At 67.9% G+C, this 25,951-nt stretch carries 17 protein-coding genes; 6 read left to right on the forward strand and 11 right to left on the reverse strand.

The genetic code is table 11. From position 1 onward, the window contains the following. Positions 1-9 precede the first annotated feature (9 nt). Positions 10-1,332 (reverse strand): lysozyme inhibitor LprI family protein, encoded by a 1,323-nt coding sequence (locus VI08_RS03290; RefSeq protein WP_045828098.1) that lies wholly within the window; start codon positions 1,330-1,332, stop codon positions 10-12. A 261-nt stretch (positions 1,333-1,593) separates the two neighbouring features. On the opposite strand from VI08_RS03290, the gene VI08_RS20710 reads away from it, so the two are divergent. The 3 genes from VI08_RS20710 to dbpA all read left to right on the forward strand — a co-directional run bounded on the left by VI08_RS20710 (position 1,594) and on the right by dbpA (position 4,048). Next, positions 1,594-2,298: a restriction endonuclease gene (locus tag VI08_RS20710; RefSeq protein WP_052697664.1), complete on the forward strand. Its 705-nt coding sequence runs from the start codon at positions 1,594-1,596 to the stop codon at positions 2,296-2,298. 50 nt (positions 2,299-2,348) lie between these two features. Continuing rightward, entirely contained in the window at positions 2,349-2,597 is a 249-nt protein-coding gene (locus VI08_RS03300; protein WP_045828099.1) for a hypothetical protein, read from the forward strand. 80 nt (positions 2,598-2,677) lie between these two features. After that, complete coding sequence (gene dbpA / locus VI08_RS03305) at positions 2,678-4,048, forward strand: ATP-dependent RNA helicase DbpA (protein ID WP_045828100.1); 1,371 nt, start codon at positions 2,678-2,680, stop codon at positions 4,046-4,048. 17 nt (positions 4,049-4,065) lie between these two features. Here dbpA and VI08_RS03310 read toward each other — a convergent pair whose 3' ends face one another. The 8 genes from VI08_RS03310 to VI08_RS03345 all read right to left on the reverse strand — a co-directional run bounded on the left by VI08_RS03310 (position 4,066) and on the right by VI08_RS03345 (position 14,149). After that, the gene (locus VI08_RS03310; protein ID WP_045828101.1) at positions 4,066-5,577 is read right to left on the reverse strand and encodes an FAD-dependent oxidoreductase; all 1,512 of its coding nucleotides are present in this window, start codon (positions 5,575-5,577) and stop codon (positions 4,066-4,068) included. A 141-nt stretch (positions 5,578-5,718) separates the two neighbouring features. Continuing rightward, positions 5,719-6,972: a GGDEF domain-containing protein gene (locus tag VI08_RS20715; protein ID WP_052697665.1), complete on the reverse strand. Its 1,254-nt coding sequence runs from the start codon at positions 6,970-6,972 to the stop codon at positions 5,719-5,721. An 11-nt stretch (positions 6,973-6,983) separates the two neighbouring features. Then, entirely contained in the window at positions 6,984-8,168 is a 1,185-nt protein-coding gene (locus VI08_RS03320) for a hypothetical protein (protein WP_045828102.1), read from the reverse strand. Then, positions 8,165-10,501, reverse strand: a complete 2,337-nt coding sequence (locus VI08_RS03325; protein ID WP_045828103.1) for a putative bifunctional diguanylate cyclase/phosphodiesterase — start codon at positions 10,499-10,501, stop codon at positions 8,165-8,167. Before VI08_RS03325 ends, VI08_RS03320 begins: the two co-directional genes overlap by 4 nt. A gap of 7 nt (positions 10,502-10,508) precedes the next feature. Further along, a complete protein-coding gene (locus VI08_RS03330) occupies positions 10,509-11,153 on the reverse strand; it encodes a carboxypeptidase regulatory-like domain-containing protein (protein ID WP_045828104.1) in 645 nt (214 codons plus the stop codon). A 43-nt stretch (positions 11,154-11,196) separates the two neighbouring features. Then, positions 11,197-11,397, reverse strand: a complete 201-nt coding sequence (locus VI08_RS03335; RefSeq protein WP_045828105.1) for a hypothetical protein — start codon at positions 11,395-11,397, stop codon at positions 11,197-11,199. A gap of 29 nt (positions 11,398-11,426) precedes the next feature. Continuing rightward, positions 11,427-13,118, reverse strand: a complete 1,692-nt coding sequence (locus tag VI08_RS03340; RefSeq protein ID WP_045828106.1) for an ATP-binding cassette domain-containing protein — start codon at positions 13,116-13,118, stop codon at positions 11,427-11,429. Positions 13,119-13,120: 2 nt separating this feature from the next. Beyond that, positions 13,121-14,149: a hypothetical protein gene (locus VI08_RS03345; RefSeq protein ID WP_045828107.1), complete on the reverse strand. Its 1,029-nt coding sequence runs from the start codon at positions 14,147-14,149 to the stop codon at positions 13,121-13,123. Positions 14,150-14,279: 130 nt separating this feature from the next. Here VI08_RS03345 and VI08_RS03350 point away from each other — a divergent pair, with 130 nt between their 5' ends. The 3 genes from VI08_RS03350 to VI08_RS03360 all read left to right on the forward strand — a co-directional run bounded on the left by VI08_RS03350 (position 14,280) and on the right by VI08_RS03360 (position 21,761). Next, the gene (locus VI08_RS03350) at positions 14,280-15,716 is read left to right on the forward strand and encodes a B12-binding domain-containing radical SAM protein (protein WP_045828108.1); all 1,437 of its coding nucleotides are present in this window, start codon (positions 14,280-14,282) and stop codon (positions 15,714-15,716) included. A 2-nt stretch (positions 15,717-15,718) separates the two neighbouring features. Beyond that, positions 15,719-16,927, forward strand: a complete 1,209-nt coding sequence (locus VI08_RS03355; protein ID WP_045828109.1) for a nucleotidyltransferase family protein — start codon at positions 15,719-15,721, stop codon at positions 16,925-16,927. 520 nt (positions 16,928-17,447) lie between these two features. Next, complete coding sequence (locus VI08_RS03360; RefSeq protein WP_045828110.1) at positions 17,448-21,761, forward strand: RHS repeat-associated core domain-containing protein; 4,314 nt, start codon at positions 17,448-17,450, stop codon at positions 21,759-21,761. A gap of 1,928 nt (positions 21,762-23,689) precedes the next feature. Here the strand turns inward: VI08_RS03360 and VI08_RS03375 are convergent. Both VI08_RS03375 and VI08_RS03380 read right to left on the reverse strand, forming a co-directional pair. Beyond that, on the reverse strand, positions 23,690-24,823 hold the full coding sequence (locus VI08_RS03375) for a glycosyltransferase family 4 protein (RefSeq protein ID WP_045828113.1): 1,134 nt from the start codon (positions 24,821-24,823) through the stop codon (positions 23,690-23,692). Next, on the reverse strand, positions 24,820-25,944 hold the full coding sequence (locus tag VI08_RS03380; RefSeq protein WP_045828114.1) for a glycosyltransferase family 4 protein: 1,125 nt from the start codon (positions 25,942-25,944) through the stop codon (positions 24,820-24,822). The genes VI08_RS03375 and VI08_RS03380 overlap by 4 nt, the downstream gene beginning before the upstream one ends. Between the last annotated feature and the right edge of the window lie 7 nt (positions 25,945-25,951).

Below are 25,951 nucleotides of genomic sequence, written 5' to 3' on the forward strand. Positions count from 1 at the left end.
GCGCGGGCCTCAGTGGCTTTCAGGTGCCGGTGCGGGCACCGGGGCGGCGAGCAACAGCTTGCCACGGTTCACCGAGATATACGCCGCCGCGGCGGGCACCGCCTTGCCGTCCTTCACGCGCCACGCCGCCACCATCCAGTCGTCGTTGACGCGCCAGCCCACGTGGCCGTGGTCGATGAGGCCGAGCAGGGTTTCGCCGCGGAACACGAGCGGGAACGGCTGCGCATCGCTGCTGTAGCCGGTCATCTTGCCACCGGCATCGTCGAGCAAGGGCAACTCGGGCGGCTGGCCGTCTTTTTCCAGCGGGCCGCCGGTGGCCTGCGCCGCCTTTAGCACGGCCGCATACGCACCCTTGTCGTAACCCGGGAACGCGGCATCCATCGTGCCCTTCTGCGGGCTGCGGTCGAAGCGCGTCGCGGCGGCGAGCGCCGCCCTGGCGAAGTCGTCGCAGGGGGCCTTGTCGGGCCCGCACGTGGCCGCGTCCACTTTCAGCGCGCGGTCGAAGCGGAAGACGAGCATGCGCGCATGATCGAAAGTCTTGCCGTTCCAGGCGGCGGCGATAAGCCCGGCTTCGTCCTGCGAGCCGCCGCGGACGAGGAACGCGACGGTGCGGTCACCGATGCGCGCCATCCCGTGGTTCGTCATGCAATCGCCATCGCCCCACACGTCGGGGCGCGGCACCGCGATGGCGCGCTTGCCATCGATGCGAAAGGGGGTTTCGCTCCAGCAGTGCGCGGTACCGCCCATGGACCACAGCGAGCTGACGGGCGAACCCTCAAGCTTGCGATAGCCGGCGTAGCTGTCGAGCTCCTTCAAGGCCGCCGCCACTTTGGCGTCGGGTTCGTAGGGGAACCCTTTGCCATCCTCCAGCTGCACGTCCTGGGCGAGCGTGATGCCGGCCCCCAGCTTCGCGAGGTCGTCGGGAATCACCGCACCGGCCGCGGGGAGCTTCGCCGCGGCGTCGCGCAATGCCTCGAAGGGCGCCGGCCACGCTTTTGCATCGAGCCCTTTCAGGAACGCGATGCGGTCGCCATAGAGCCCAAGCACGCTGGCCTGCGCCTTGGCCACCGAAGGGTAGGCCGACAGCGTTTCATCGCGTGCCGCCAGCCAGTGCCGCTGGTCGAGCTTCAGTGCGTCGGCCAGCTCGGGGTGGGTGGCCAGCGCGGCCTTGAAGGCCTCGCCCAATTGGCCGTCCGCGGCCGAGACCTTCGGCGTGGCGCAGATGGCCTTCTCCACGCCGGTGGACGCTTTCGCGCAATCGAACCCGGCCGCCTGCGCCCACGGTGCCAGCACGGCCAGCGCCAGCCCGATCCCTGCCTTGAACTTCCGCACGTGGTTCTCCTTGGGTCATGGTCGCGAAAGGCGCCATTGTACGAACACGCCCCCACGCGGCTGTGTGATTTCACGGTTTCTTTGCGCGATCGGGGCATTCGCACCGGGAACGTGTAGGCGTAGGACTACAGAAATGCCCGCGCCCGCGGGTTACATTGCGTCACCCGGTGGGATCCGGGGTCCGGGGGGATTGAACATGGCCGTATCGCGGGGTGCCGGGAGGCACCACGTCCTCGCAGCAACACCCGTGGCGCGCGTCGCATGAGCGGCGCGTTCAAGCCCGTGCGCCATCTTTACGCCGACGCGCTCAGCCGGCTGTCGTGGCTCGACTTCGAGAAGCAGGTGGCCCGCCACTTCGAAAGCCAGGGGTATGCCGTGGAGCACGCGCGCCATGGCGACCCGGCCCATCGTGGCTTCGACCTCGTGCTGCGCCGGGGCGACGAGACCGTCATCGCCATGTGCAAGCACTGGACGGCGTTCCAGGTGCCGCACGAGGACGTGCACCGGGTGATCGGCCAGATGCCGCACGCCGGCGCCACCAGCGCCATGCTCATCACCTCGGGGGAATTCACCCGGGCCGCCATCGACGCCGCCGCCCGCTTCCGCCACGTGCGCCTCGTGGATGGCCGCGCGCTGCGTGCCCTGCTGGGCCCCGTCGAGGAGCCCCACGGGTTCCGCCTGCCGCCACCCGAGTCACCCATCTGGGCCCCCGTGCAGGCGCTGCCGCCAGCACCTCCCGAGCCCTCGCCCGGGCGGGGCGCCGCCGTCGCCAGCGTCGTCGCGGCCATGGTCATGGCCCTGGCCATGGTCACGCTGTTCACCTGGTACATCCGCGATATCCATGCCACGCGCGGCGGCGCCACCGCCGAAAGCGCGGTCTACCGCAACGGCGGCGTGGCCCCGGCACCGCCGCCGCTGGCGGTCGCGCCACCGGCGCCGGTGCCGGGCACTGGCGGAACACCTTGACCGGGCATAGGATCCGCACTGTCCGCGCCCGCGGGCACAGGGGAAAACACATGGAACTGCCGCACAGCACGGCACCGGCCGCGGACCGCCCGTCCGTGGCCCACCACCGGCCTGGCCGGGCCCGGCGCACGCGCCCGGACCACGCCGCGCCGCGCGCCCGCCGCCCGCTTTCCGCGAAGGTGCGCCGCTATCTCTGGTACACGGCCGCCGCCGTCGGCATCTATGGCGCCAGCCTGGCCTACGCCCATCTCGAAGAGGCCTCGCACCAGGCCGTCCAGGCGACGAACGCCGCCCACTAACGCTCCCGGGCGGCCCTGGTGGGAGCGCGCTTGCGCGCGATAGACCGTCGTCGACAAGCATTCATGCGAAAATCGCACCCATGAATGCCTTCTCCCAGCTCAACCTCTCCCCCGCCCTCCTCGCCGCCGTCGAGGCCATCGGCTACACCGAGATGACCCCGGTGCAGCGCGAAAGCCTGCCGCCGATCCTCGAGGGCCGCGACGTGATGGCCGAGGCCCGCACCGGCAGCGGCAAGACCGCCGCGTTCGGGCTGGGGCTGCTGCAGCGGCTCGACCCCTCGGTGATCCGCCTGCAGGCGCTGGTGCTGTGCCCCACCCGCGAGCTGGCCGACCAGGTGGCCAAGAGCATCCGCCGCCTCGCCGTGAACATCCCCAACGTGAAGCTGCTCACCCTGTGCGGCGGCATGCCGCTGGGCCCGCAGCTGGCCTCGCTGGAGCACGACCCGCACATCGTGGTGGGCACGCCCGGCCGCGTGCAGGAGCACCTGAAGCGCGGCAGCCTGCATGGTGGCGGCATCAACACGTTCGTGCTCGACGAGGCCGACCGCATGCTCGACATGGGCTTCGAGGAAGCCATCGACGACATCATCAAGCGCATCGCCAGGCACCACCAGACCCTGCTGTTCTCGGCCACGTACCCGGATGAGATCCGCGCGGTGAGCGGCCGCGTGCAGAAGGACCCGGTCGTCGTCACCATCGACGAGCCGCACAACGAAACCACCATCGAGCAGCGCGTGGTGGAAGTGGAGCCGGCGCTGAAGACCGATGTGCTCGCCCGCATCCTCGGCCACGAGAAGCCGGAATCGACGCTGGTGTTCTGCAACATGCGCAAGGACACCGACGAACTGGCCGCCGCGCTCGACCGCCTGGGCTTCAGCGCGCTCGCCCTGCACGGCGACCTCGACCAGCGCGACCGCGACGAAGCGCTGGTGCGCTTCGCCAACCGCAGTTGCAACGTGCTCGTCGCCACCGACGTCGCCGCGCGCGGCCTCGATATCACCGGCCTGCCGCTGGTGGTGAGCTACGACGTGGCCCACGACGCCGATACCCACACCCACCGCATCGGCCGCACCGGCCGCGCGGGCGCCAGCGGCCTCGCCATTACCCTGGCCGGCTCGCGCGAGCTCACCAAGGTGCGCACCATCGAGGAGCGCCTCGGCGCGCCCATCCCCCGCTACCCCGCCAAGCCCGGCGACGGCCGCAAGGTACTGAACCTCGCGCCCATGAAGACACTGGTGATCGACGCCGGCCGAAAGGACAAGCTGCGCCCGGGCGACATCCTGGGTGCGCTCACGGGTGATGCGGGGCTCAATGGCAACGACATCGGCAAGATTGATGTGTACGCCACGCGGGCCTACGTGGCGATCAAGCGCGATCTCGCCAACAAGGCGCTGGGGCGCTTGCGCGAGGGGAAGATCAAGGGGCGGAATTTCCGCGTTCGGTCGATCTGAGGAAAGAGCGCTAGCCCTCAAGCATTCGCCAACCGCTCGGCCGCCTCGAGCGACGCCTTGTCCCGATTGACCGTGGCCACGGCCAGTTCGCGGCCGTCTTTCTTGAAGCGCACTTCGCAGTCCTTGCCTTCGATCGAGCCGAGCACTTCCACGTCATCCCATTCGCTGGCGTGGCCGACGTAGCGGATGCTGGTGTCGTAGTGCATCGTCCAGAAGAACGGGGCTTCGTTGTAGATCTCGTCGATGTCGAGCATGGCCGCGGCGGCGACCTGGCCCTGGCGTTCGGCCACCACCCAGTGTTCGACGCGCTGGCGCGTGTCGTCGAGGCCGGGGAAGCGGGCGATGTCGCCCGCGGCGTAGATGTCGTCGTCGGAGGTACGCATCGCGGCGTCGACGAGCACGCCATCGTCGATCTGCAAGCCCGCCGCTTCGGCCAGCGCGATTCGCGGCGCCACGCCAAGGCCGAGGATCACGGTGGCTGCCGCCACCTTGCTGCCATCGTCAAGCACCACGGCGCCGTCTTCGTACCCCGTGGCCTTGCGGCCAAGGTGGAAGTGCACGCCGTGCGATTCGTGCAGCGCGCGGATCATGTTGCCCAGGCCCTCGCCCAGCACGCGCTGCAGCGGCACGGCCTCGTGCCCGATCACGTGCACGTCGATCTTGCGCTCGCGCAACGCCGCGGCCACTTCCATGCCGATGAAGCTGCTGCCGACGACGGCGACGGGGCCTGCGTGGCCCAGTGCATCGATGATCGCCCGTGCATCCTGCATCGTCCGCACGGTGAACACGTTCGGCCCGTCGAAGCCCGGCCCGCCAGGCCGGATCGGCTCCGCGCCCGTGCATAGCAGCAGGGTGTCGTAGTCGAGGCGCTCGCCGGAATCCAGGGTCACCGTGCGGTGCTCGGCGTTGACGTGGTCGACGGTGACGCCAAGGCGCAGGTCGATCTCGTGCTCTTTGTAGAAATCCTCGTCCTTCAGCGGCATCCATTCGGGCTGCGCGGTGCCGGCGAGGTAATCCTTCGAGACGTTGGGCCGGTCGTACGGCGCGTCGGTGTCGTCACTGATCATCGTCAGCGTGCCGTCGAAGCCCAGCTCGCGCAGGCGCTGCGCGGCGGCGAAGCCTGCGCCACCGCCGCCGATGATGACGATGTGGCGATCGGGCGTGTCCGTCGGGTCGGCGGCGTCCGCGGCTGGCAGCTTCTCGTGGATGAAGAGCTTGCCGTCGCGCTCGTCCACCCGCCACCGGTCGACGGGTGCCAGTGCCGGTGCGCGCACGGCGCGGCCCGTGGTGAGGTCGAAGCAGGCGTGGTGCAGCGGACAGAACACGTTGCCACCCACACGGATGCCTTCGCCCAGCGCACCGCCGTAATGGCTGCAGGAACCCCCGATGGCCGCGAACCCATCGGCCGTGCGGCCCACCACCACGGCGTCATCGCCGACGCGACCGGCCAGCACGCCCTCGGCGGGCACGTCACTGGCGGGGATGCCTTGCGTGAAATCGGGACCGGGCGGCGGCGTGGCTTCGGACATGGCGTGCTCCTGTGCGGCGTGGCGGCGCGCGAGCGGCGGGTGTCGGAAAAAAGAACGGCGCCACCGAGGGTGGCTATACCGGGGCGCCGGGGATTGAAGGAATCCACGCCCGATGATGGCGGGCGGCGCGTGTTTGAAATGTCAGAGCACGATGCAGGTATTGCGGCCCGCGCGCTTGGCGGCATACAGGGCGCGGTCGGCGCGGTCGAAGGCCGTGGCGGCCCGCTCGTCGGCGCCGAAGCGGGTGAGCCCGCCCGACATCGTCACCTTCACCGGCTTCTGGCTCGCATGGAAGGCCAGGCCTTCCACGGTGGCACAGAGCGCACGCGCGACGACGAGTGCGTCGTCGGGGGCGGCGCCCGTGAACACCGCCGCGAATTCCTCACCGCCATAACGGGCGACGAAAGCCTTGCCTTCCAGCGCCTTCGCCAGGGTCTGGCCGACGATGCGCAGCACGGCATCGCCCGCCGCATGGCCGTAGGTATCGTTGATGACCTTGAAGTGGTCGATGTCGAAGGCGCCGATGCAAGCCGTGGCCCGGCCCTCGCGCACGTCGGCCTCGAGCTCGGCCATGCGTCGCTCGTACGCCAGGCGGTTCGGCAGGCCCGTCAGAGGATCGGTAAGGGCCAGCTCGTGCTCGCGGCGCAGCGAGTCCTGCAGCGATTCGGTCTGGGTTTCCAGCTCCTCCACCCTATCGCGCATGCGTTCGGCGCGTTCGCGGTACGAGGCCAGCCGGGCGTCCTCGCGCTCGCGGTAATCGCGGAAATGCTGGTCGATCATGGCCAGGCGGCCGGTGACCTGCTCGCGCAGGGCGGCGAGGTCGCTGGCATCGTGCACCTGCTCGCTTAGCTGGCGCATCTCCGCGCCCACCTGCTCGCCCAACACCCGGCCCGGATCGGCCGAGGCCGCGGCGCCTTCGAGCTCGGCGACGAGGTAACGGGTCATGTCGCCGAGGCGGCCGCTGACTTCGGCCAGCAGGTTCTGCAGCTTGGCCACGTCGGCGCGCAACGACGCGATGGCTTCGGCATCTTCGGCGCGGGTGGCGGCGGCCTCGGCCACGGGTGCCGGCTCGGCCCCGGCGGCCTCGGTCGTGCCGCCGGCACCGGGCGGCGCGACGGCTTCGGCCAACGCCGGCGCACGCGCGTCCAGCGCCGCCACGGCCTCAGCCAGCGCATCGAGGATCGGTTCCAGGCGTTCGGGCTCGCAGGCCTCGCGCAGGCCTTCACCCAGCTGGTCAAGCAGGCGGTCGGCCGCGGCGCTCTGCCCGCGGGCGAGCGCCGACAGCCTCAGCACCAGGCGGCGCAGGCTCTCCTCGATGGCACGGAAGTCGCGCTCGTCGCGCTCCATCCGCTCCAGGGCGAGGTTGTATTTACGCTCCCAGACGTCGTGCTCCACCCCGTGCCCCTTCAATAAAGCATCCGCGCCAGCAGCTGCACCTGGTTGCCCCGCTCGCGCGGGCCCAGGCCAAAATCGAGCCGCCCGGCGCGCGTGGCGTCCACGCGCAGCCATTCGGCGCTGAGGCGCAGCCAGTCGAGCGGGCGCCAGTTTAGCGCGGCGGTGAGCGCATGCCCGCGCTCGCCGGCACGCCAGGTGCGGAAGGTTTCGTAGCGCAGCGTCGGGCGCCAGGCGCCGCGGTTCCACCCCGCCAGCAGGAACGCCGACTGGAACCGGTAACGGAAACACTGGATCGGCGGGCAGGCTTCGGTATCGCCATCCATGTCCTGCGCGATCCACGTGACCGGGCCGGTTTCCATCTGCGCGCCCAGCGACCAGAAATGCGTACGCCACGCGTACAGGTGGTCGTTGCCATCGTTGTACAGGCGCGACGCCGTGGGGTTGCCGCGGTTGTCGTAGCGCAGCACGTGCACCTGGAACCCGCGCGGCGAGCTCCAGCCACCGTCGGCGTACCAGCCGGTGCGGCGGCCGATGGACTGGAACGGCGCATAGCGTTCGTGCCCGCCTTCGTCGTCGGGCTCGGGCAGGCGGCCGCCCAGGCCCAGCGTGGCGTCGTTGAACGACCACCCGCGCGCGGCGAGCGCCTGGCCGGCCACGTCGTTGTGGCGCACCAGGCCGCCGCCGAACGTGGCCGTGCCGCTTTCGCCGCGCCACTCCTCGCGCAGCTCGGCGCCGATGCCGCGGATTTCTTCGCCCACCCAGCTGTTGATGGCCGAGGGCGTGATGGTCCATGGGCTGGTCCAGCCGATGCCATCGTTTTCGAGCGAGATGGGCAGGAAGTATTCGCCCACCTTCACCGAGGTGCGCCACGCGGAGAGCGATAGCGGCCGGTAGCGCAGGTACGCCTCGGGCACCTGCCAGTCGTCGCGGTCGGTGCGCTGCACCTGCACGTCGGCCAGGGCGAACAGCGCGGGCGTGAGCTGGGCCGTGACCACCACGCCGGCCGCGCCGAAGCGCACGCCGCGGGCGTCATCGCCGTAGCGTGTGCGGCCCGGGCCACCCTGCATGAAGCTGGCGTCGTCGGGCGCATCGACCAGCCGCGCATCCGCGAACGCATGCACTTTCACATCCTGCGCGGCGGCGAAGGACGGGGCAAGGCTGGCGAGGGCGAGGAGGAAGGCAAGGCACCGCGTCACGCGCCACCCGGGTCCCGCGCGCCGATGCGCGCCACGAAGGCAGCGAAATCCACCGGGCGGCCGACGTGGTATCCCTGGGCGTGGTCGCACCCCACCGATGCGAGGAACGCCATGCTCTCCGCATCCTCGACGCCTTCGGCCGTCACCTGGTACCCCAGGCGATGGCCGAGCTCCACCAGCGAACGCACGATGGTCCGGTCGGTGGGGTCGGTGGCGAGGTGCTGGACGAACATCTTGTCGATCTTCAGTTCACGGACAGGCAGCCGGCGGAGGTAGGCGAACGAGGTCTGGCCGATGCCAAAATCATCGATCGCCATGTCGATACCCGTATCGGCCAGGCGGCGAAGGACTTGAAGTGCCGCCTCGGGCTCGCCGATCACCGCGCTCTCGGTCACCTCCAGCGCGATGGCCGAGGCCGGCACGCCGTGGGCGTGCAACAGCTCGGCCACGCGGTCGGGCAGCCCCGGGTCGCCGATATCGCGGGCGGAGAGGTTCAGCGACACGCGGATGCTATGCCCCGCATGGATCAGCTCGGCGGCATGCGCGATGCCGTGGGCCAGCACCCAGCGGGTGAGCCGGCCGATGTTGCCGGTCTCCTCCGCCACGGTGATGAACATCTCGGGCGGCACCATGCCCCGCCCCGGCCGGTGCCAGCGGATGAGGGCCTCGGCCGCGTCGACCTGGCCATCGGCCAGGCGCAGCTTGGGCTGGAAGAACAGCTCCAGCGCGTCGGCATCGATGGCCGCGCGCAGCTCGCTCATCAGCGACAGGCGCTCGGGGCGGTGCGGATCCGATGGCGGGTCGTACACATCCACGCCGCGCGTGGATTTCAGCGCCGCGAACTCCGCCACCTCGGCACGCCGCATCAGGGGCGCGGCGCGCTCGCCGTGCGCAGGCGCCAGCGCGATGCCGACGGCGGGCCCCATGTCCATGCTCACGTCGCCCTCGTGGTAGGGCTGGCCCAGGGCATCCACCATGCGGAAGGCGGCGGCGATGGCCTCGGCGCGGTCGGCGCCGCGCAGCCACACCACGAACTGCGTATCGGTGGCACGGCCAACGAAGTGCTGCGGCGCCGCCTGGCACAGGCGCTGGCCGGCATCGCGCATGAGCCGGTCGGCCAGCGCGTGGCCCACCGTCTTGATGATGTCGGGCAGGCGCGTCACGCCCACGATCAGCAGCGCGCCCACCTGCGCCGCGGCCGAGGCGAGGTCGTTGTCGATGGCGTCTTCGGCGGCGGCGCGGTTGGGCAGGCCCGTCACCTCGTCGTGCAAGGCCTGGTGGCGGATGCGCAGCTCGCGCTCGCGCACCGCATCGCCCATGGTGCGGAACGCCGTGGCCAGTTCGCCGATCTCGTCGCGACGGCGCACGTCGGGCGCATCGTGGTAGTCGCCACCGGCGATGCGCCGCGCGGACTCGGCCAGCGCTTCCACGGGCCGCGACACGCCGCGCGCCACCAGCCACGCCACGAAGAAACCGGCCACCAGCGCGAAGGCCAGCAGCGCCAGCCACGCGTTCCACACCGGCTGGAACGGGTGCAGCGCGTCGTCGAGCGAATAGCCGAGCACCGCGTACACCGCGCCGCCACCGCGCGCCTGGGTCAGCGGCTGCGCCAGCACGAGGTATTCGCGGCCCATGATGCGAACCAGCCGCGGCTCCGAGGGCAGCCGCGCGCCCGCGCCCTGGAACTGCGCAGTGAGTTCGGAATGCGACGTGCCCCGCGCGATGACGGCGTAGCCATCCTTCACCGGCGTGGCCAGCTCGACATCGCGCGGCAATGCGGAGAGTTGCTGCATGTGCGCGATGAGCGCGTCATCGACCGGGATGCTGGCCACCACCAGGCCCACCGGCTGCGGCGCGTAGATCGGCACGACCACGACCCAGTACGCCTTGCCGCCCGTGACCGCCATGGCCGCCGTACGCTCGTCGTAGGCGCGCGCGAGCAGGTCGGGCCATGCGAACGGCTTGCCCTCGTCGGTGCCCGCGGTATCCACCTGCACGCTGCCGTCGAGGTGCAGCAGCTGCATGCGCGCCGCGCCCACGCGGCGGCCGTGGTTGCGCAGCACCGAGAGGATGGTGTCGCGGTCACTGGCGGCGATGGCCGAGCGCAGGCCGTAATCCAGCGACATGATCTGCACGCCAGCGGCCACGCTGGCCGAGAGATCGTTCATCTGCGCCACGAAGGCATGGGCGTTGGCGGCCAGCTGGCGGCCACCCTCCTGCACCAGTTCGCGCCGCGCCACCGTGTAGCCCAGCACGGCGGTGACGCCCTGGACGAAGATCAGCGTGGCGACGAAGAAAAGCGCCAGCCGCGTGCGGAAGCCGGGCACGCGCATGGGCGGCTCAGTACCCGATGTGCTCGCGATCCATGGGGCCGCGCGGGTTCGGCAGCAGCGCGAGCACGAAGCGCAGCGTGGCCGGCGCGCCCTCGGCCACCGTCACGCCCTGGATCGGCAGCGTGATGCCGGGGCGCAGCTGCGGGTGCCACGCGTGCGCCTTGTAGCCGCCCGCGGCGAGGCCATCGATGCTTGCCCTGCCCTTCGCGTCGGTCACTGCCATCTCCGGGTCCTTCGTCACGTACAGGTACGTGAGCATGTGGTCGTGGATGTTGCAGCCCACGGCCGCGTTGCCGGGGTTGTTCATCACGAGCGGCGCGCTGCTCTCGCCGGGTGCCAGCATGTACTCGAATTTCTGCAGCGCCGAGAACGAGTACACATGGTGGCGCGTGATGTCGCTGTTGCGGAACACGACGCTATCGCCCACGCGCAGCGCCGTGACGTACGGGATGAAGGTCTCATCCTTCTGGTCGACGAAATGCGTGGCGGCGGCGCCGCTGCGCGCAGGCGTGCCAGGGTTGGGCGCCAGGGTGACGACGGCATCGGGGATGGGCTTGCCAGCGGCATCCACCACTTCGATGGCCACGCGGCCGGCGAAGGCGGGCGCGGCCGACAACATGGATAGCGTCGCGATGGCGAACAGGCAGCGCATAAGGATCCCCCGGTGAGGGCCCTAGCCTAGCCGATGTGGTGGCTTACCCGCGAACGGGGCGCAGCATGCGGCAGATGCCCACGATGGGGCGCGTCGGGCCGCAGGGGTCGCTGTGCCAGGGGTCGGGGCGATGGCGCAGTGCAACGCTGTCGAACGATGCCTGGCCGAGGCCGCCGGCGCTGCCACAGGCCACCGTGAGCGCAAGGCCCGCGAGAAACAAAGTGATGGTGCGCCTGGCTGCCATGGCCGAACCCCCTGTCGTCGGCATTGACGTTAGGCCGGCCGGCGTGAAGGGACAATAGTCCGAATGGTGGGGAGGGCGTCTACCTCGGCATAGCCCGCGGCCACCCGGACGTGCACGTCGGCGATCGTGGCCACGGCCTCGCGGTGCGAGACCACCAGCAGGATCGTGCCCGGCAGGCTGGCCCGCACGCCGCGCAGCACGGCCAGTTCCGAGGGCCCGTCGAGCCCGCTGGTGGCCTCGTCCAGCACGGCGAGCACGGGGCGGCGCAGGATCACCTGGGCCAGCATCAGCCGCTGCATCTCCCCGCCGGAGAGGCGGCTGGCCGGGCCATTCACGTCCAGGCCCAGGCCTTCCGTGGCGGCGTCGACGCGGGCAAGCAGGCCCACCGTGCGCAAGGTGGCGCGCAAGGTGGCGTCGGTGGCCTCCGGGTCGGCCCACTGGAGCACCTCGCGCACCGTGCGCTGCCACGGCCGCACGCCCTGCGCCACATAGGCCCCGCGGGCCACGTGGGCCTGCCAGGCGGCGAAATCGAGCGGCGTTGCGCCGCGGCGTGCCGCGAACGTTGCCGGCGGCGCCATGCCGGCGAGCGCGTCGACCAGGCTGCTCTTGCCGATGCCGGAATCGCCCGTCACCAGGATGAGTTCGCCCGGGCGCAGCACGAGCCCTTCCAGGATCAGGCCATCGCGCGGCGGCTGCACGCGCAGGTGGTCGATCGTAATGGGGGCGACCTCGCCGCCACCGGGCGGCGGCTCGTCCTGCGATGGCGCGGCGGCAACGTGCATGTAGCGTTGCCACAGCACCAGGGCGGGTTCCGCCGAACGCAGTTGCTGGAAGCCCTGCCGCGTGGACACGAGGTACGGCAGCAGGCGGCCCAGCAGCAGGCCGACCGCGACGAGCCCCGCGCCGTCCACGCTGCCACCACGATGGGCAAGGACAAACACCGCCGGGATACCCAGCGCGGCGCCCAGTTCGAGCACCAGGCGGCTCGACGCCACGAGTTCGAGCTGGCGGCGGTAGCCCTCACCCAGCCGTTGCGAGACATCGCCGTAACTCGCGCGCTCGGCGTCTTCACGGCCGAACGAGCGCACATGGCGCAGCCGGCGCGGGAAATCCTCGCTGTGCCAGAACAGCGCCGTCATGTCGGCGACGTAACGGCGGCTCACGTCGGCCTGCTCCTTGCCCGTCACGCGCGAGGTCAGCACGATGGCGGCGAGCAGCACGGGGATCGACAGCATCAGCAGCGGCGAAATCCAGAAGGCGAAGCCGATGCTCACCAGTGACGTGAGCAGCGCCACGGCCAGCTGCTGCATCGCGCTGAACCCCTGCACGAGGATCTCGCCGTTGTAGGTGAGCACGTTGGCGATCTCCGCGGAGCGGCTGCCGTCGAGCTCACGCAGGGGTGCGCGCAGCAGGTGCGCGTGCACGTCGCCGCGCAGCGCCACCGCGAAGCGCGCCACTTGTGCCGCGCCCAGGCGGGCCGACTGCCAACGCAGCCACGCGAAGGCGACGCCGGCCAAGGCAAACCCCGCGGCGTTGGTGGCAAGGCTCGCGCTGGCCAGGGGCACGTCGTGGCCCGGTTGCACGAGGGGCACCAGCAACACGGCCGATACGCTGCCGCTGACGGCTGCGCCGACGGAGAGCAACGCATACACCAGCAGCGACACGCGCTCGGCGCGTGGCAGCAACGCCAGCACGCCACGCCAGGCGGGCGCGATGCGCATGCTCAGCCCACCGCTTCCTGCAGCGCGAGCCACGGCGCCATCGCTTCGAGCGTCGTGCGCGGGTCTGCCCCGCGCCGCAGCACCCACACGCCGCGCTGCAGGGCACCGTCGACGAACCGGCGCCAGTGCGGCTGATGCGAGGCATACGGCTGGTCTTCGGCCAGGCGCATCGTCGCTTCGTCGCGCGCCAGCGGCTCGAGCAACGGGCCATCGCCCCGCTGCGACGAGAGCAGCACCGTCGCCACGATATCGAGCGGGGCGGCCGCGGGGCGGAACGCGCCCTTGCGCAGGTCGATCTCGTATTTTTCGGCGCCGCTACGGCGGCGGATGCGCGGGAATGCCGCCACGGCGCGGCGCGTGGCAGGGTCAAGCCAACCCAGGCTGCCGTCGGCCACGTGCAGGTAATGCGGCACGCCGGTGGCCCGCAGGCGCTTCGGCTCGACGAACACGCCGTCTTCCGCCATCACGTCGTAGCCGTCGACGGCGGCCTGCAAGGTGAGCGTGGACTTGCCCGCGCCCGATGGCCCCAGCAACAACACGCCACGGCCGTCACCGCCGATGCACGCGGCATGCAGCGACACCAGTTCCTGCCCGCGCGCGGCCAGCAAGTACACCGCGAACTCGATCATCTCGTAGCGCACGTGGTACGGGTGCGCGAGGCGGTCGGCCGATACCGTCACCACGGCGCGGCGCTGCGCGGGCGACACCAGCACATGGTTCCACGGGTCGGCGATACCCAGCACCATGCCGCCACCCGACGACGTGCGCATCGGCGGGGGTTCGCCCTCGCAGGGTGGCCGGGCCGGGCCCAGGCGCAGTTCGACATGGAACACCGGGGGCACCGGGCCCAGCCGGTGCGCGGGAAGCCCGTCGTAGGCCTCGCCGGCGATCGCCAGCAACGCCTCGCTGTTGCTGGCGAAGACGAACGACGCGCCCAGCACGGGCCAGCGGCAGCCGAAGGGCAGCCGCACGCCCTCGCCGAACGGGTCGGCGGCCACGTCGTGGGCATCGCCTGGATGGGTCGTGGTCATGGTCGCGCCGCCGGGGTAACCGCCGTATGTGCGGCTCCCCGCCGCGAAGGTTGCCGTGCGGTGCCGGCAACCTGCCCGGCGGCCGCGCGCACTCACGCCTATCCCGCTTGGCGTGAAAGGCCCCACCCCCATGTTGAAGATCCAGGTTGGCCACTCCTACTTCCTGCGCTACGACCGGAAGCAATGGGAGCGCGGCAAGCCCTACCCGCCGCTGGCCACCCTGCAGATCGCCGCGCTGCTGCGGCGCATGGGCCATGAGGTAGGCCTCTTCGACGCGATGCTGGCCGAGGGCGTCGAAGCCTATGCGCCAAGCCTGCGTGCCGCCGCGCCGTCGCTCGTGGTGTTCTACGAGGACAACTTCAACTACCTCACCAAGATGTGCCTGGGCAACATGCGCGACGCCGCCTGCCGGATGATCGGCGAGGCGAAAGCCGCGGGCGCGCGCGTGCTGGTCGCCGGTTCCGATGCCTCCGACCACCCCGAGGCCTTCCTCGCCGCGGGTGCGGATGCCGTGCTCACCGGCGAAGGCATCGGTGCGTTGATCGAGCTCGTGGAGCGGCTGGCGCGCGACCCTGCGCTGGATGCGGCCGCGTGGACCGATGGCGTGCCTGGCATCGCGACACGCTCGCCCGCCGGCACGCGCGTCACCCGCCTTGGCATCGTGCCGCCCGACCCGCGCATCGGCGGGCTGCCGGCGTGGGACCTGGTCGACATGCCGCGTTACCGCGCGCTGTGGACGGAACGGCACGGCTATTTCAGCCTGAACATGGCGGCATCGCGCGGATGCCCGTTCCGCTGCAACTGGTGCGCGAAGCCGATCTGGGGCAACCACTACAACCAGCGCTCGCCGCAGGATGTGGCGGCGGAGATGACCTACCTGAAGCGCACGTTCGCGCCCGACCACCTGTGGATGGCCGACGACATCTTCGGCTTCCACATCGACTGGGTGACGGAACTGGCCGCCGAGCTCGCGGCAAGCGATGGCTCGATCCCCTTCATGATCCAGACCCGCGCGGACCTTTCCAGCGAGCGGATGGCGAAGGCGCTTGCCGCCGCCGGTTGCGTCGAAGCCTGGATCGGCGCGGAAAGCGGCAGCCAGCGCGTGCTCGATCGCATGACCAAGGGCACGAAGGTGCCCGACCTCATCGCCGCGCGGCAGCGCCTCGGCGCCGAGGGCATCCGCGTGGGCTTCTTCATCCAGCTGGGTTACCTCGGCGAAGAGCTCGATGACCTGCTCGCCACCCGTGCCCTGGTGCGGGCGGCCGCGCCGGATGACATCGGCGTCAGCGTCTCGTACCCCCTGCCCGGCACGAAGTTCTTCGACGAGGTGCGCGCGCAGCTGGGCCGCAAGACGCACTGGAACGAAAGCGACGATCTCGCCATGATGTTCCGCGGCACCTACGAGACCGACTTCTACCGCGAGGTGCGCGACCTGCTGCATCGCGAAGTCACCGCGCCAGGCATCGCGCTCGACCACGCATGGGCGGAGCTCATCACCCGCGAGCACCTGCATCGCAACGCCGAACCCACGCCCGCCGCGTGGGCGCGGCTCGCCACCGGGGCCTGAGCATGCTGCCGCCGCTGCCCGTGCTCAAACGTGGCCTGGGTGTCACCACCGAAGCCCTCGCGACCGAGCTGGCCCTCGCCCGCCCGGGCACGGCGATGCCCGCCTGGAGCGAACTCGAGTGGCGCCTGGCGGGCGCGGCCGCCGTCGCGCATGGCGTCTCGCCGTTGCTGGCGGGGTTCTCCACCTGGGCGCCGGCCGGCTGGCAGGCGTTCCTTGCCACGCAGCGCGAGCACGTGGAAATACGCCAGCAACGCATCGCCGCGTTGCTCAACCGCATCGATGCACGCGCACGCAGCATGGCGTTGCCACTGGTGGCGCTGAAGGGTGCCGCGCTGCACGGCATGGGCATCTACATCGCCGGTGAGCGCCCCATGGCCGACATCGACCTGCTCGTGCGGCCGCAGGACATGCCCGTCGTGCATGCGCTGCTTGGCGAGCTGGGTTATGACGAATCGTTCCGCCAGTGGAAGCACCGCGTTTACAAGCCACGCGCCGGCACCCCCGTGCGCGGCCTCGGCGAGCATCGCGACACGCCGGTGAACATCGAAGTGCACACGCGGATCCACGAACGCCTGCCAATCCACACCGTGGACATCACCGACCGCGTATGGCCCGGCGAGGCGTCGCCCGGCATCAACCCTTACCCCTCGCGCGGCGCCTTGATGGCGCACCTGCTGCTACACGCCGCGGGCAATGTCTGCGGCCGCAGCCTGCGCCTGCTGCACCTCCATGACATCGCCCAGCTCGCCCGGCGCATGCCACGCGACGAATGGGCGGTGCTATGGGAGGGCCCCGCGCTGCCATGGTGGGCCTACCCGCCGCTGCGCCTCGCGGCCAGGTATTTCCCAGGCACCGTGCCACGCACCGTGCTCGAACGCCTGCGCCGCGACTGCCCGCCGTTGCTTCGCCTCGCCGCACGCCGCCAGACCCTCACCACGGTCTCGTGCTCGCACCTGTGGCTCAACCTGCTCCCGGGCGCCGAGTGGTCGCGCACGCCCGTCGACATCGCCCGCCTCGTCATGAACCGCCTGCGCCCCACGCAGGAAAGCCGCGACGAACGCGCCGACATGCTGCGCACACAAGTGTGGCTGCAAGGCCAGCCATGGGTACGCCGCAACCACCTCACCCGCCTCGTCACCGGCCTCACCCGCCCCGTCCCCCGCATGGACACCCTCTACGTCATCCGCGCCGCCCTAGGCGAACTAGCCTGACCCCCCAGATTCTTCTCATGTGGGAGCGCGCTCGCGCGCGATGGCCCGCCTGAAACGCGACGCCACACACACGACGCAACCGTACACCCCCACACCCTATCCCCACGCTTTAATCGTTGAGATTTGTCTCGCCGAAAGATTTGGCTGCTTCGTCCGCTCACGGACTTACAAAAAAAGCAGGCCGAGGTATGCCTGCGCGATGCGGAAAATTCTCACGAATAGAATAATTCTGAAAAAGCCGCACATATGACGCAGGTCACACTGCACCGACAGACGAACAAGCGCGGGATGTCTAGACTTCGCGCCCTTCGTATTCGCCCATCGGAGCACCACGTGCCAAGGAACCGCTTTTACCGCACAGCTGTCGCCACCCTATCCGCGGCGGCCTGTTCGCCGGCTTTTTGCCGTCGATGTCGATCCCTACTTTGAGTATGAGGTAATTCAAAAGGGCCGGCCAACACGGTACTTCACCGATGTAAACCAGGCCTCGAAAGAAATCATTGCCATTGACTGCGATCGGTTGCGGCGAACGAACTGCGAGCTAACCAACCTCAGCTTCGTTGCCGGCGCCTATGTACCTGGCTACAACTACATCAACAAGGACGGAATTGAGCTTCATGACTCTACCTATGGCTACCGCTATTACGCGTGCGACGTTTCACCCAGCCTCTACTTCGTAGGCGACGACGGGCAAGAATCGGGCCCCTATGAGAATCGAAACTGGGTCCCATTCGAGAAAGACGGGACACCCGTGTGCCGGGTGACACTGGATCCCGGCGCCGAGGCCGAGCGCCAGTCGGAGCTTGGCAGCGGCGATTGCCAGACGCGCCCCAACGCGGGCAACCCCATCAACGTCGGGCTCGGGAATAAATACCAGGAGGTGGTCGACATCCTGCCTACCGGCGCGTCTTCTCTTCGCTGGTCACGCTTCTACAACAGTGGCGCGGTGCTTGACGGCGACGACGCAAATGACCCCGGCAAAAGGATCGATCCGACGCTGGCACGGCTCGGGAGTCAATGGCGCGGAACCTATGATCGATCGATCATGCAGATCGACGGGGCAAGGCACGTCAGGTTGTTTAGACACACTGGCGAGCGCATCGACTTCATCGAGGAGAACGGGCGCTATCGAAGCACGGTCGATCCGCGCGGGATGCTCGTTCGTGAAGGGGCCACCTGGCGCTACGATGGGAAGGACGGCGATATAGAGCGCTATGATGCCTCCGGCCGCTTGACCGATCTCAACCCCGGCACGTCGCAACACATCCGCCTCCGGTACTCAGACGCGCTGATCGAGGCGACCGACTTGCAGGGTCGGGCCCTGGCTTTCACGTACGACCCACTCGGCCGGATCACGGATATCCGCGATGGATCGGGTGTAGCCGTGAGCTTCACGTACGCAAACGATTCCGACCGCACTGCCGATCTCCTGGCCGCTACCTACGCGGATGGCACATCCCACCGTTACCTGTACAACGAGCGACCCTACGTTACGAGCGACCTGCCCCACGCCCTGACCGGCATTGTCGACGAAACCGGCAAGCGGTTTGCCAGCTTTTACTTCGACGCGAGCGGCCGCGCCATGCGTAGCGAGCACGCGGACGGCGTGGGGCGGACGTCGCTGCAACGGGACGTGGACGGTACGGTCAAGGTCACGGGGCCGATGGGAGCGGTACACGCCTTCAGGTATGCGGAAGTCCGCGGCGTGCGGCGTCTCGTGGGCGTTGACCAACCCGGAGGTTCCGGCTGTGGGGCCGCGTTCTCCAGACTCGAATACGAAGCCGACGGTACGCTGAAGCGTGCGGTCAACTTCGATGGCATGGCTACGGAATACACCCATGACAGCGAGGGCCGCGAAACCAACCGTATCGAAGCCGCTGGCACGTCCGTCGCACGTGCGGTGCGCACGGAATGGGCTGCCAACTTCGTGCTCCCAACGAAAATCACCCTTCCCGGCCGTGAAGAACGCTTCACCTACGACGACGCGGGCAATCTCACCCGGCGCGAGCTGTGGGCGGCCATCGACCCCACGGCGAAGGATGCGCCGCTGACCCTGTCGCGGGTGTGGAAGTTCACCTATGACGCCGAGGGCCGCCTCCTGCAGGAGGAAGGCCCCCGTAGCGATGCCTCGGGGGTCGCCGTGCTCCAACGCTACACGTATCGTCCGTCGACCGCTTCGAGCTGCGGCAGTGGTTCGGCGTGCGACTACCGGAAGGGTGACCTGTGGACGATCGAGAACGCCGCTGGCCATAAGGGAGAAATCCTCCGATTCGATGCCTCCGGGCGCATCCTGGCCGAGCGAAGTGCCACTGGCGCCCTGGTCGAAAACGAGTACACCAAACGTGGCTGGCTACTTTCCCGTAAGGAAACGCGAACCGACGGTACCGTCGCCATCACATCGATGACTTACAACGAGCGCGGTGACGTTACGTCGATCACGGATGCCGACGGGGTCACGCTTACCTTCGACTACGACGCCGCAGGGCGACTCATCATGGTCGCCAACCCATCGAACCATCGCCTCATGTTCGAGCTCGACAAGGCGGGTAACCGTATTCGCGAGACGGGCTACGATTCGTTCTTCCTGAAAACCCAGCTCAAGCGTACGTTCGACGCCCTTGGCCGCCTGGAGACCGAGCAGGGCGAGGATGCAGGCATGTCGACCTTCACCTATGACGAGGTCGGTCGCCCCACGGGCATGAAAGATGGCGACGGACGCCGTAGCAGCTCGTCGTATGACGCGCTGGGTCGCTTGCGCGAAGCCATTGGTGACCTTGATGGAAAACAGGCGCGGATAGAGGCCACGCACGATCCGCTGGACCAGGTGACCTCGGTCGTGGACCCCGATGCCGTCACCACCCGGTACCTCACCACCGGCATGGGAGATCTCGCGAACGTGGAAAGCCCGGACGGCGGCAGCGCCTTTGATGAGTACGATGCTGCGGGGCTACTGAGCAGGCACGAAGGGCCAGGCGATATCGGCAGCTTCCGCGTGACGCGTGACGCCCTGGGCCGTCCCCTGACGATGTCGTACAGCGACCCGAAGGACGACACTACTTACGTCTACGATTCGCCCGACGCCACGTGCCCCGGCGACAGGCGCAATGGCACGGGCCAGCTGACCGCCATGACGACCCTGCGCGGCACGACCCTTTTTTGCCATGACGCGGCAGGCAACGTAGCGCTACGTATCCAGCGCTGGGGCACCACGGCCAAGACGGCCAGCTACACGTATACAAAAGCCGGTCGATTGGCGTCCATGGGCGTGGACGGCGGGGCGACCGCCGTCTACCGGTACGATATCGACGGCAAGGTCAACGGCGTGAAAGTCGAGCAGGCGGGCATATCCACGGACCTCATCACCAAGGTGGCGTATCGCCCCTTCGACAATATCGAGAGCTGGACGTACGGCAACGACTACACGTTCTCAAATAGCCGCGATAAGGCAGGTCGCATCACAGCGTGGGGTGGGCTTGATCCCAACGGCTCGAACTATTGGGTCGATCCGTCGCCGGGTGGCGACATCCGGGCAGACGTGACGCGAGGGTACGCCTACGCCTTCAACCACAACGGGCTTGGCTACCTCGACGAAGTGCGGGATTACAACACCGGAAGCAACCTGGTCTCCTTTGACTACAACGCCAGCGGTGACCGGCTAGCCCTAAGGGGCGGCGGCCTCACCGATAGCTACGTCTACCAGCCAGGCACGCACCGCCTGACCATGGCTGATGGCAAAGCCCGTCGTTATGACGACGCAGGCAACCTGATCGCGCTTGGCGATGCCACCCTGGCCTACGATGGCGCGGCACGCCTTGCATCAGCCAGCGAACAGGGGCGGACCGTTGTCAGCTATGGGTACGATGGCGAAGGGAACCGGGTTGCCCGCACTGTCGGCACGAACGGCAAGACGACGCTAACGCTGTTCGACGAGGCCGGGCGCTGGCTCGCCGACTATGACGACACTGGGAAGGTCTCGAAGCAGGCCGTGCGGATGAATGAGCTGCTTGTCGGGCTCGTCGCCGACGGCAAACTCTATTATGTCGCGCCTGACCACCTCGGCTCGCCGCGCGAGATTCTTGATCCGGTACGTAACGCCATCGTGTGGCGGTGGTGGCACAACCGCGATCCGTTTGGGTCAATGCTGCCGGACGAAGACCCTGACGGCGATGGAACGGCGTTCAACTTCAACCTAAGGTTCCCCGGACAGCGCTATGACCCGCTGACCGGCCTGCATGCCAATGGCGCTCGAGATTACGACCCGACCACGGGCCGCTATGTCCAGGCAGATCCGATCGGACTGGCTGGAGGTGTGAATCCGTACGCCTACGTCACTAACCGGCCACTGTCAGCCGTCGACCCCCTCGGGCTTGTAAAATGGGAGGGGTACGTTGAAACAAAGTCGATATCCGCCATTCTTGCCATAAGCGCGTTTAAATTTGGCCTGATCTCTGAGTGCGTCGGTGGGAGGCGCGCCGCGGTCCTTCTGGATGCAGGTGGCGTCGGCATTGGCGTGGGCCTCAAATACTCGCCGCCCGTCGCCGGGACGGGATCAGCCGTGAGTTTCGAGGACGGCATGCATCACGTCGATCCAAACATACTCAATGGCTGGTTTTCAGCCTGGAGCGCTGGAGCCGCAGTCCAGCACGGATATGGAGTGTCGATGATCCAGCTAGGCGGAGTTGGACGTCAGTTCGCCAAACCGGTAAATGCCGGTGCCAGGGCAAAGCTATCGTTCGGCCCCCAGCATGGATTTGATCTGAGCGCCAGCGGCATTGCCGGGCGCAGCGAGGTCACTCACGTCGAATGGACGCAGTGTGGATGTGCTAACAAGTGATCAATCTACTGAGAGTTATCAACGCCAGCATCGCGGCCACCCTAGCGGCAGGAATTCTCGTCATCATTCCGATGTTCGTCCTAGACGGAATGGGATATCACAGTCTATCGAATCTACTTGTCTTCGACTTGAACCTTGGAATGATCGTCTACGCAATAGTCTTTTTTCTGCACTACAAGCTAAGTTCAAGAACAGCACGAGCGAGACGCGACGAAAGACAAAAAGATGAATAGGTAGTAGCCAATTGGAGGCTAGCCAAGATCAGCAACGTTTCGTTAAGTGCGGATTTGATAGCTCTGCCGACATAGGCTTGTATTTCGTAGTTAGCCTCCTCCCAACACTTATTGATCAATGTCTCTTATTACATTTTTTTCGTTGCCATCACTGCGAAGTTGAGGCTTGCAGAAGCGCACGTACGCGCGACCACGCGTGAGTGCGCTCCTGCATATCCAGGAGATTTTCGAAGGCGCAGCACGTCAAATCCGAATCTAGCTCACCAACAATCGGATCCAAGCAAAGCGCAGGAAAGGATGGTCTAGTTCCCGATGCATACCGCGCATGGCCTTCGCCATATTCGTTCTTAGAATGAGGTGCCGTAGCCGCAACGTCAGCCGATTCGGCTACTAGCGTGGCCAGTCCGTTCATCGATGACGATTGCGAATGCAACTGACAAGCTGAGCGCGCCCTCATGATCCCGCTCCAATATGTTTCGCGACTACGGATAACCTATGCCCAAGTCAAAACTGCCTCTCAATGCCCTGAGGCACGTCACAGCCACAAAGCTCAGTGGGATGAGACTGAGCTCCATAGCTATACAAAGAATGTTGCAGAGCGCTAGCGCGGTAGCGAATCGATGCGAGGCAACTAAGATTGAGTGGCCCCATTTCGGCTGTACCGCACAATGAGGCGAATGTCGATATTTCTTAATGCAGGAATCGTTGCCGCAATCGCCCCTGGAATTCTCGTTTTCTTGCCGACGCAAATTCTTCGCAAAATGGGGCATGACAGCACCGCCGACTTCCTGGTGTTTGATCTAAGTCTAGGCATGATTGTGCAAGCCCTAACGTTCGTCGTGGCCTACGTAAAATTCAAATGAGGTAAGACTCGAATGGAACTCGTGACCTTCTCTATCAAAAGCCCTCCTAGAGCATTCGGATGACGCTACAGCAACAAGCCGACGATGGCAGGACGCACACGTCAGCGAGGTGGAAAATGAGTCAGGCCTTGCGGCTCATCCACGCAGGATTCGCGGCATCCCTTGCGTCTCTGCTTCTCGTCATCGTGCCGTCCCAAGTCCTGGCGGAGTTGGGCTACCACAGGTCGCGCTATATAGCAGACCTCGACTTCTTCCTGCTCCCAATCGTATACACAGCTACCTTCGTTTTTACGTATAGGCGCATGAGGTGAACGGCGGATGCGGGGATCCTGCTAAGAACTACATCTCTAACTCTATGATCGATAGCGGCTGCAAGGATGGACAGGCTTGGTGAGAAAGGTATGGATCTACACCGCATTCATTTGTCCGCTGGGCTTTTTCATGGGCTGGATTGACCGGGAATTTGGCGGCCTAGCGCTCTTTGCGATTGGCTTGCCCTATGTCGTAGTAGCGCGACTCGTTGCAGAGAGGTTTGGGCGCGACCGGTAGGCATCATAGGTCAGCTATGCTCCAGGATCGCCAGCCTGGGGCATAGCTTATCCGGCAGCGTCTGGCCAAATGGCGGAAGCTTTGAAGCGGCCAGCGGCTCATGTCGCCATCGCCGTGCGGCATGATGTGATGAAGCAGCCCGGCTGGAACATTTTTCACCAGCGGTGCCAGAGCGCGCTTGCGCGCGGTCGCCCACGGGGTGGGCTCCTACAAAAGGGATCGCGCTGTCGGCGCACAATCGCGCGCAAGCGCGCTCCCACATGGGGGACATGGGGCGAGGGGGTTAGGGCGAGGGGGGCATGGTCGACGCCGGCGTGTTGAGGCCTAGCATGGACTGGTAGCGCTCGAGGAACGCTGCTGCCGTTGCGTCGGCGTCTTCGCGCAGGGCGCGGCGTTGCGCTTCCGCGGCTAGCCGCAGACGCAGCGCCTCGTCGAACGCTACCGTCGCGATGGCCAACGCCAGTTCCACGGTGTCGCCCGGTGGCGCCGTGAGGGCGGCGCTGCCATCCCACTCCGCGAAGTGTCCGACGGCGGTGCCGACCGCGGGTACGCCAAGGACAGCGGCTTCGAGCAGCACGAGGGGCCCGGCTTCGTGGCGCGACGACATGACGAGGAGATCGGCTTCCAGAAGCAACGGCCGCAACGCGGCCTGCGTGCGGAACCCGAGGAACGCCACCCTGTCGCCAATGCCCAGCGATTGCGCCAGGCCTTGCACCTGGCCGCCGAGGGTATCGACGCCCACCACCTGCAGGGTGAAGGCCACGCCGCGCCCGGCGAGCATGGCCAGCGCGTGGAGCAAGGTGGCCTGGTCCTTCACCGGGTTGAGGCTGGCCACGTGGATGAGCCGCAGCGGTGCCTGTGGGCGCTTCCGCGGTGATGCTGGCGGCCAACGCGAAACGTCCACGCCCAGGGGGATGCGCGCGGCACGCACGCCGAGGCCACGCAGGCAGGAAAGCACCGGCTCACTCGCCGCCGTTACCAGCGAAGCGCGGCGCAGCACCACCGATTCACTCAACCGGCTACGCAATCGCCGCCGGCCGCCGTAGCCAATATCGTCGAGGGCTACCAACTCGCCGCCAGCGATATGCACCGCATAGGGCACGCCAAGCCACGCGGACGCCATCGCCGCCACCTGCCCGCACGCGCCCGAAAACAAGGCCTGCAACACATCGAACGGCGCGGCGCGATGTTCGCGGCGTATCGCCAGCACCGAGCGCCACCGCGTCCACCCTTCCCCGATGTTATGGATCTGCGCACCACGCAACGCCCACCGCGCCGGCCGTGGCTCCTGGTGGAACACGAACACATGCACCTCGTGCCGCCGCGCAAGGCGCTCGATCAACGCAAGGAAGGTGGGGATCACGCGCTCCTCGCCACCGCGGTCGACGCCACCGGGCAGCACGATGCCGATCTTCATGCGCGGCGCCTGCGCGCATCGGCAAGCTGCGCGTACGCCGCGGCCCAGCGCCGGCCCATCGCGGGAAATGACAGGTACTGCTGGAAATACTCGCGAACCAGCTCGCGTGGCGGCTGCGAGCGTGCGACGGCCAGCAAGGCGTCGCCGCAGCGCGCGCCGTCGCCCGCGGGGTAAAGCCGCCCCACCGCCCCGTTGCCGGTCAGCTCGCGGAACGATGGGATATCCGTCACCACGGGCACCGTGCCGCAAGCCATGGCTTCCAGCAGGGCGAAGCCGCAGCTTTCGGCATGGCTGCCGCTGACGTAGATATCCGCTGCGCGCATCAACGTCTCGACCTCGCCGTGCGGCACGCTGCCGATGAGGCGCACGCGCCCGGTGAGCCGGGTGTCGCCGTCAATCCGTGCGCGCACGGCATCAAGCAACGGCGCACGGCCGTAGACACAGTGCAGCCGCGCCCCCGGCACCTCGGCGGCCAGGCGGGCGAACCCGTCCAGCACCGCCAGCGGGTCCTTGTTCTCGTTCAGGTGGCCCACCCACGCGACGGCCGGTGCGCCGTCCACGCCGGACGCCGCGCGGGCGGCGTCACGTTGGCCAGGGGTGAACCGGCAACTGGATTCGGGGATGGCGAATACGCGCAGCGCCGGCGGGAACAGCCCCGCCGCCTGGAAACGCTGGGCAAGCAGCGGTGCGGTGAAGGCCACCGCGTCCACGCTGCGCATCCAGCGCCGCCACGCCGGGCGGCGCCACCAGTTCGGCACGCGGTCGGCGTGGTCCTGGAGGAGGATTGGCAAGGCGGGCAGCGCGTGCGCGATGGCCGCGGCCTCCTCGGCACAGGCCAGGCTATGGATATGCAGCACGTCCGGCATGCGCGTGCGCAATAGGTCCGCGACGCGCCTGCCCCGCGCACGCGGCGAGGTGGCATCGCGCAGGTCGACGAACACGTAGTCGATGCCGTGCCGCGTGAACCGTGTGTCGTGGTCGGCCGCCTGCAGCACGGTGACCCGCGGGCCACCCGCGGCCACCGCCTCGGGGATATCCGCCAGCGACGTCCAGTGCAGGAACAGCTCCGCCGGCGGCATGCCGGCAGGCGCGGGGTGGAGGTTGAGCTGCACGACGCGCATGGGCGGC

Origin of the sequence: Luteibacter yeojuensis (assembly GCF_000964085.1) — a bacterium.
GTDB lineage: Bacteria > Pseudomonadota > Gammaproteobacteria > Xanthomonadales > Rhodanobacteraceae > Luteibacter > Luteibacter yeojuensis_A.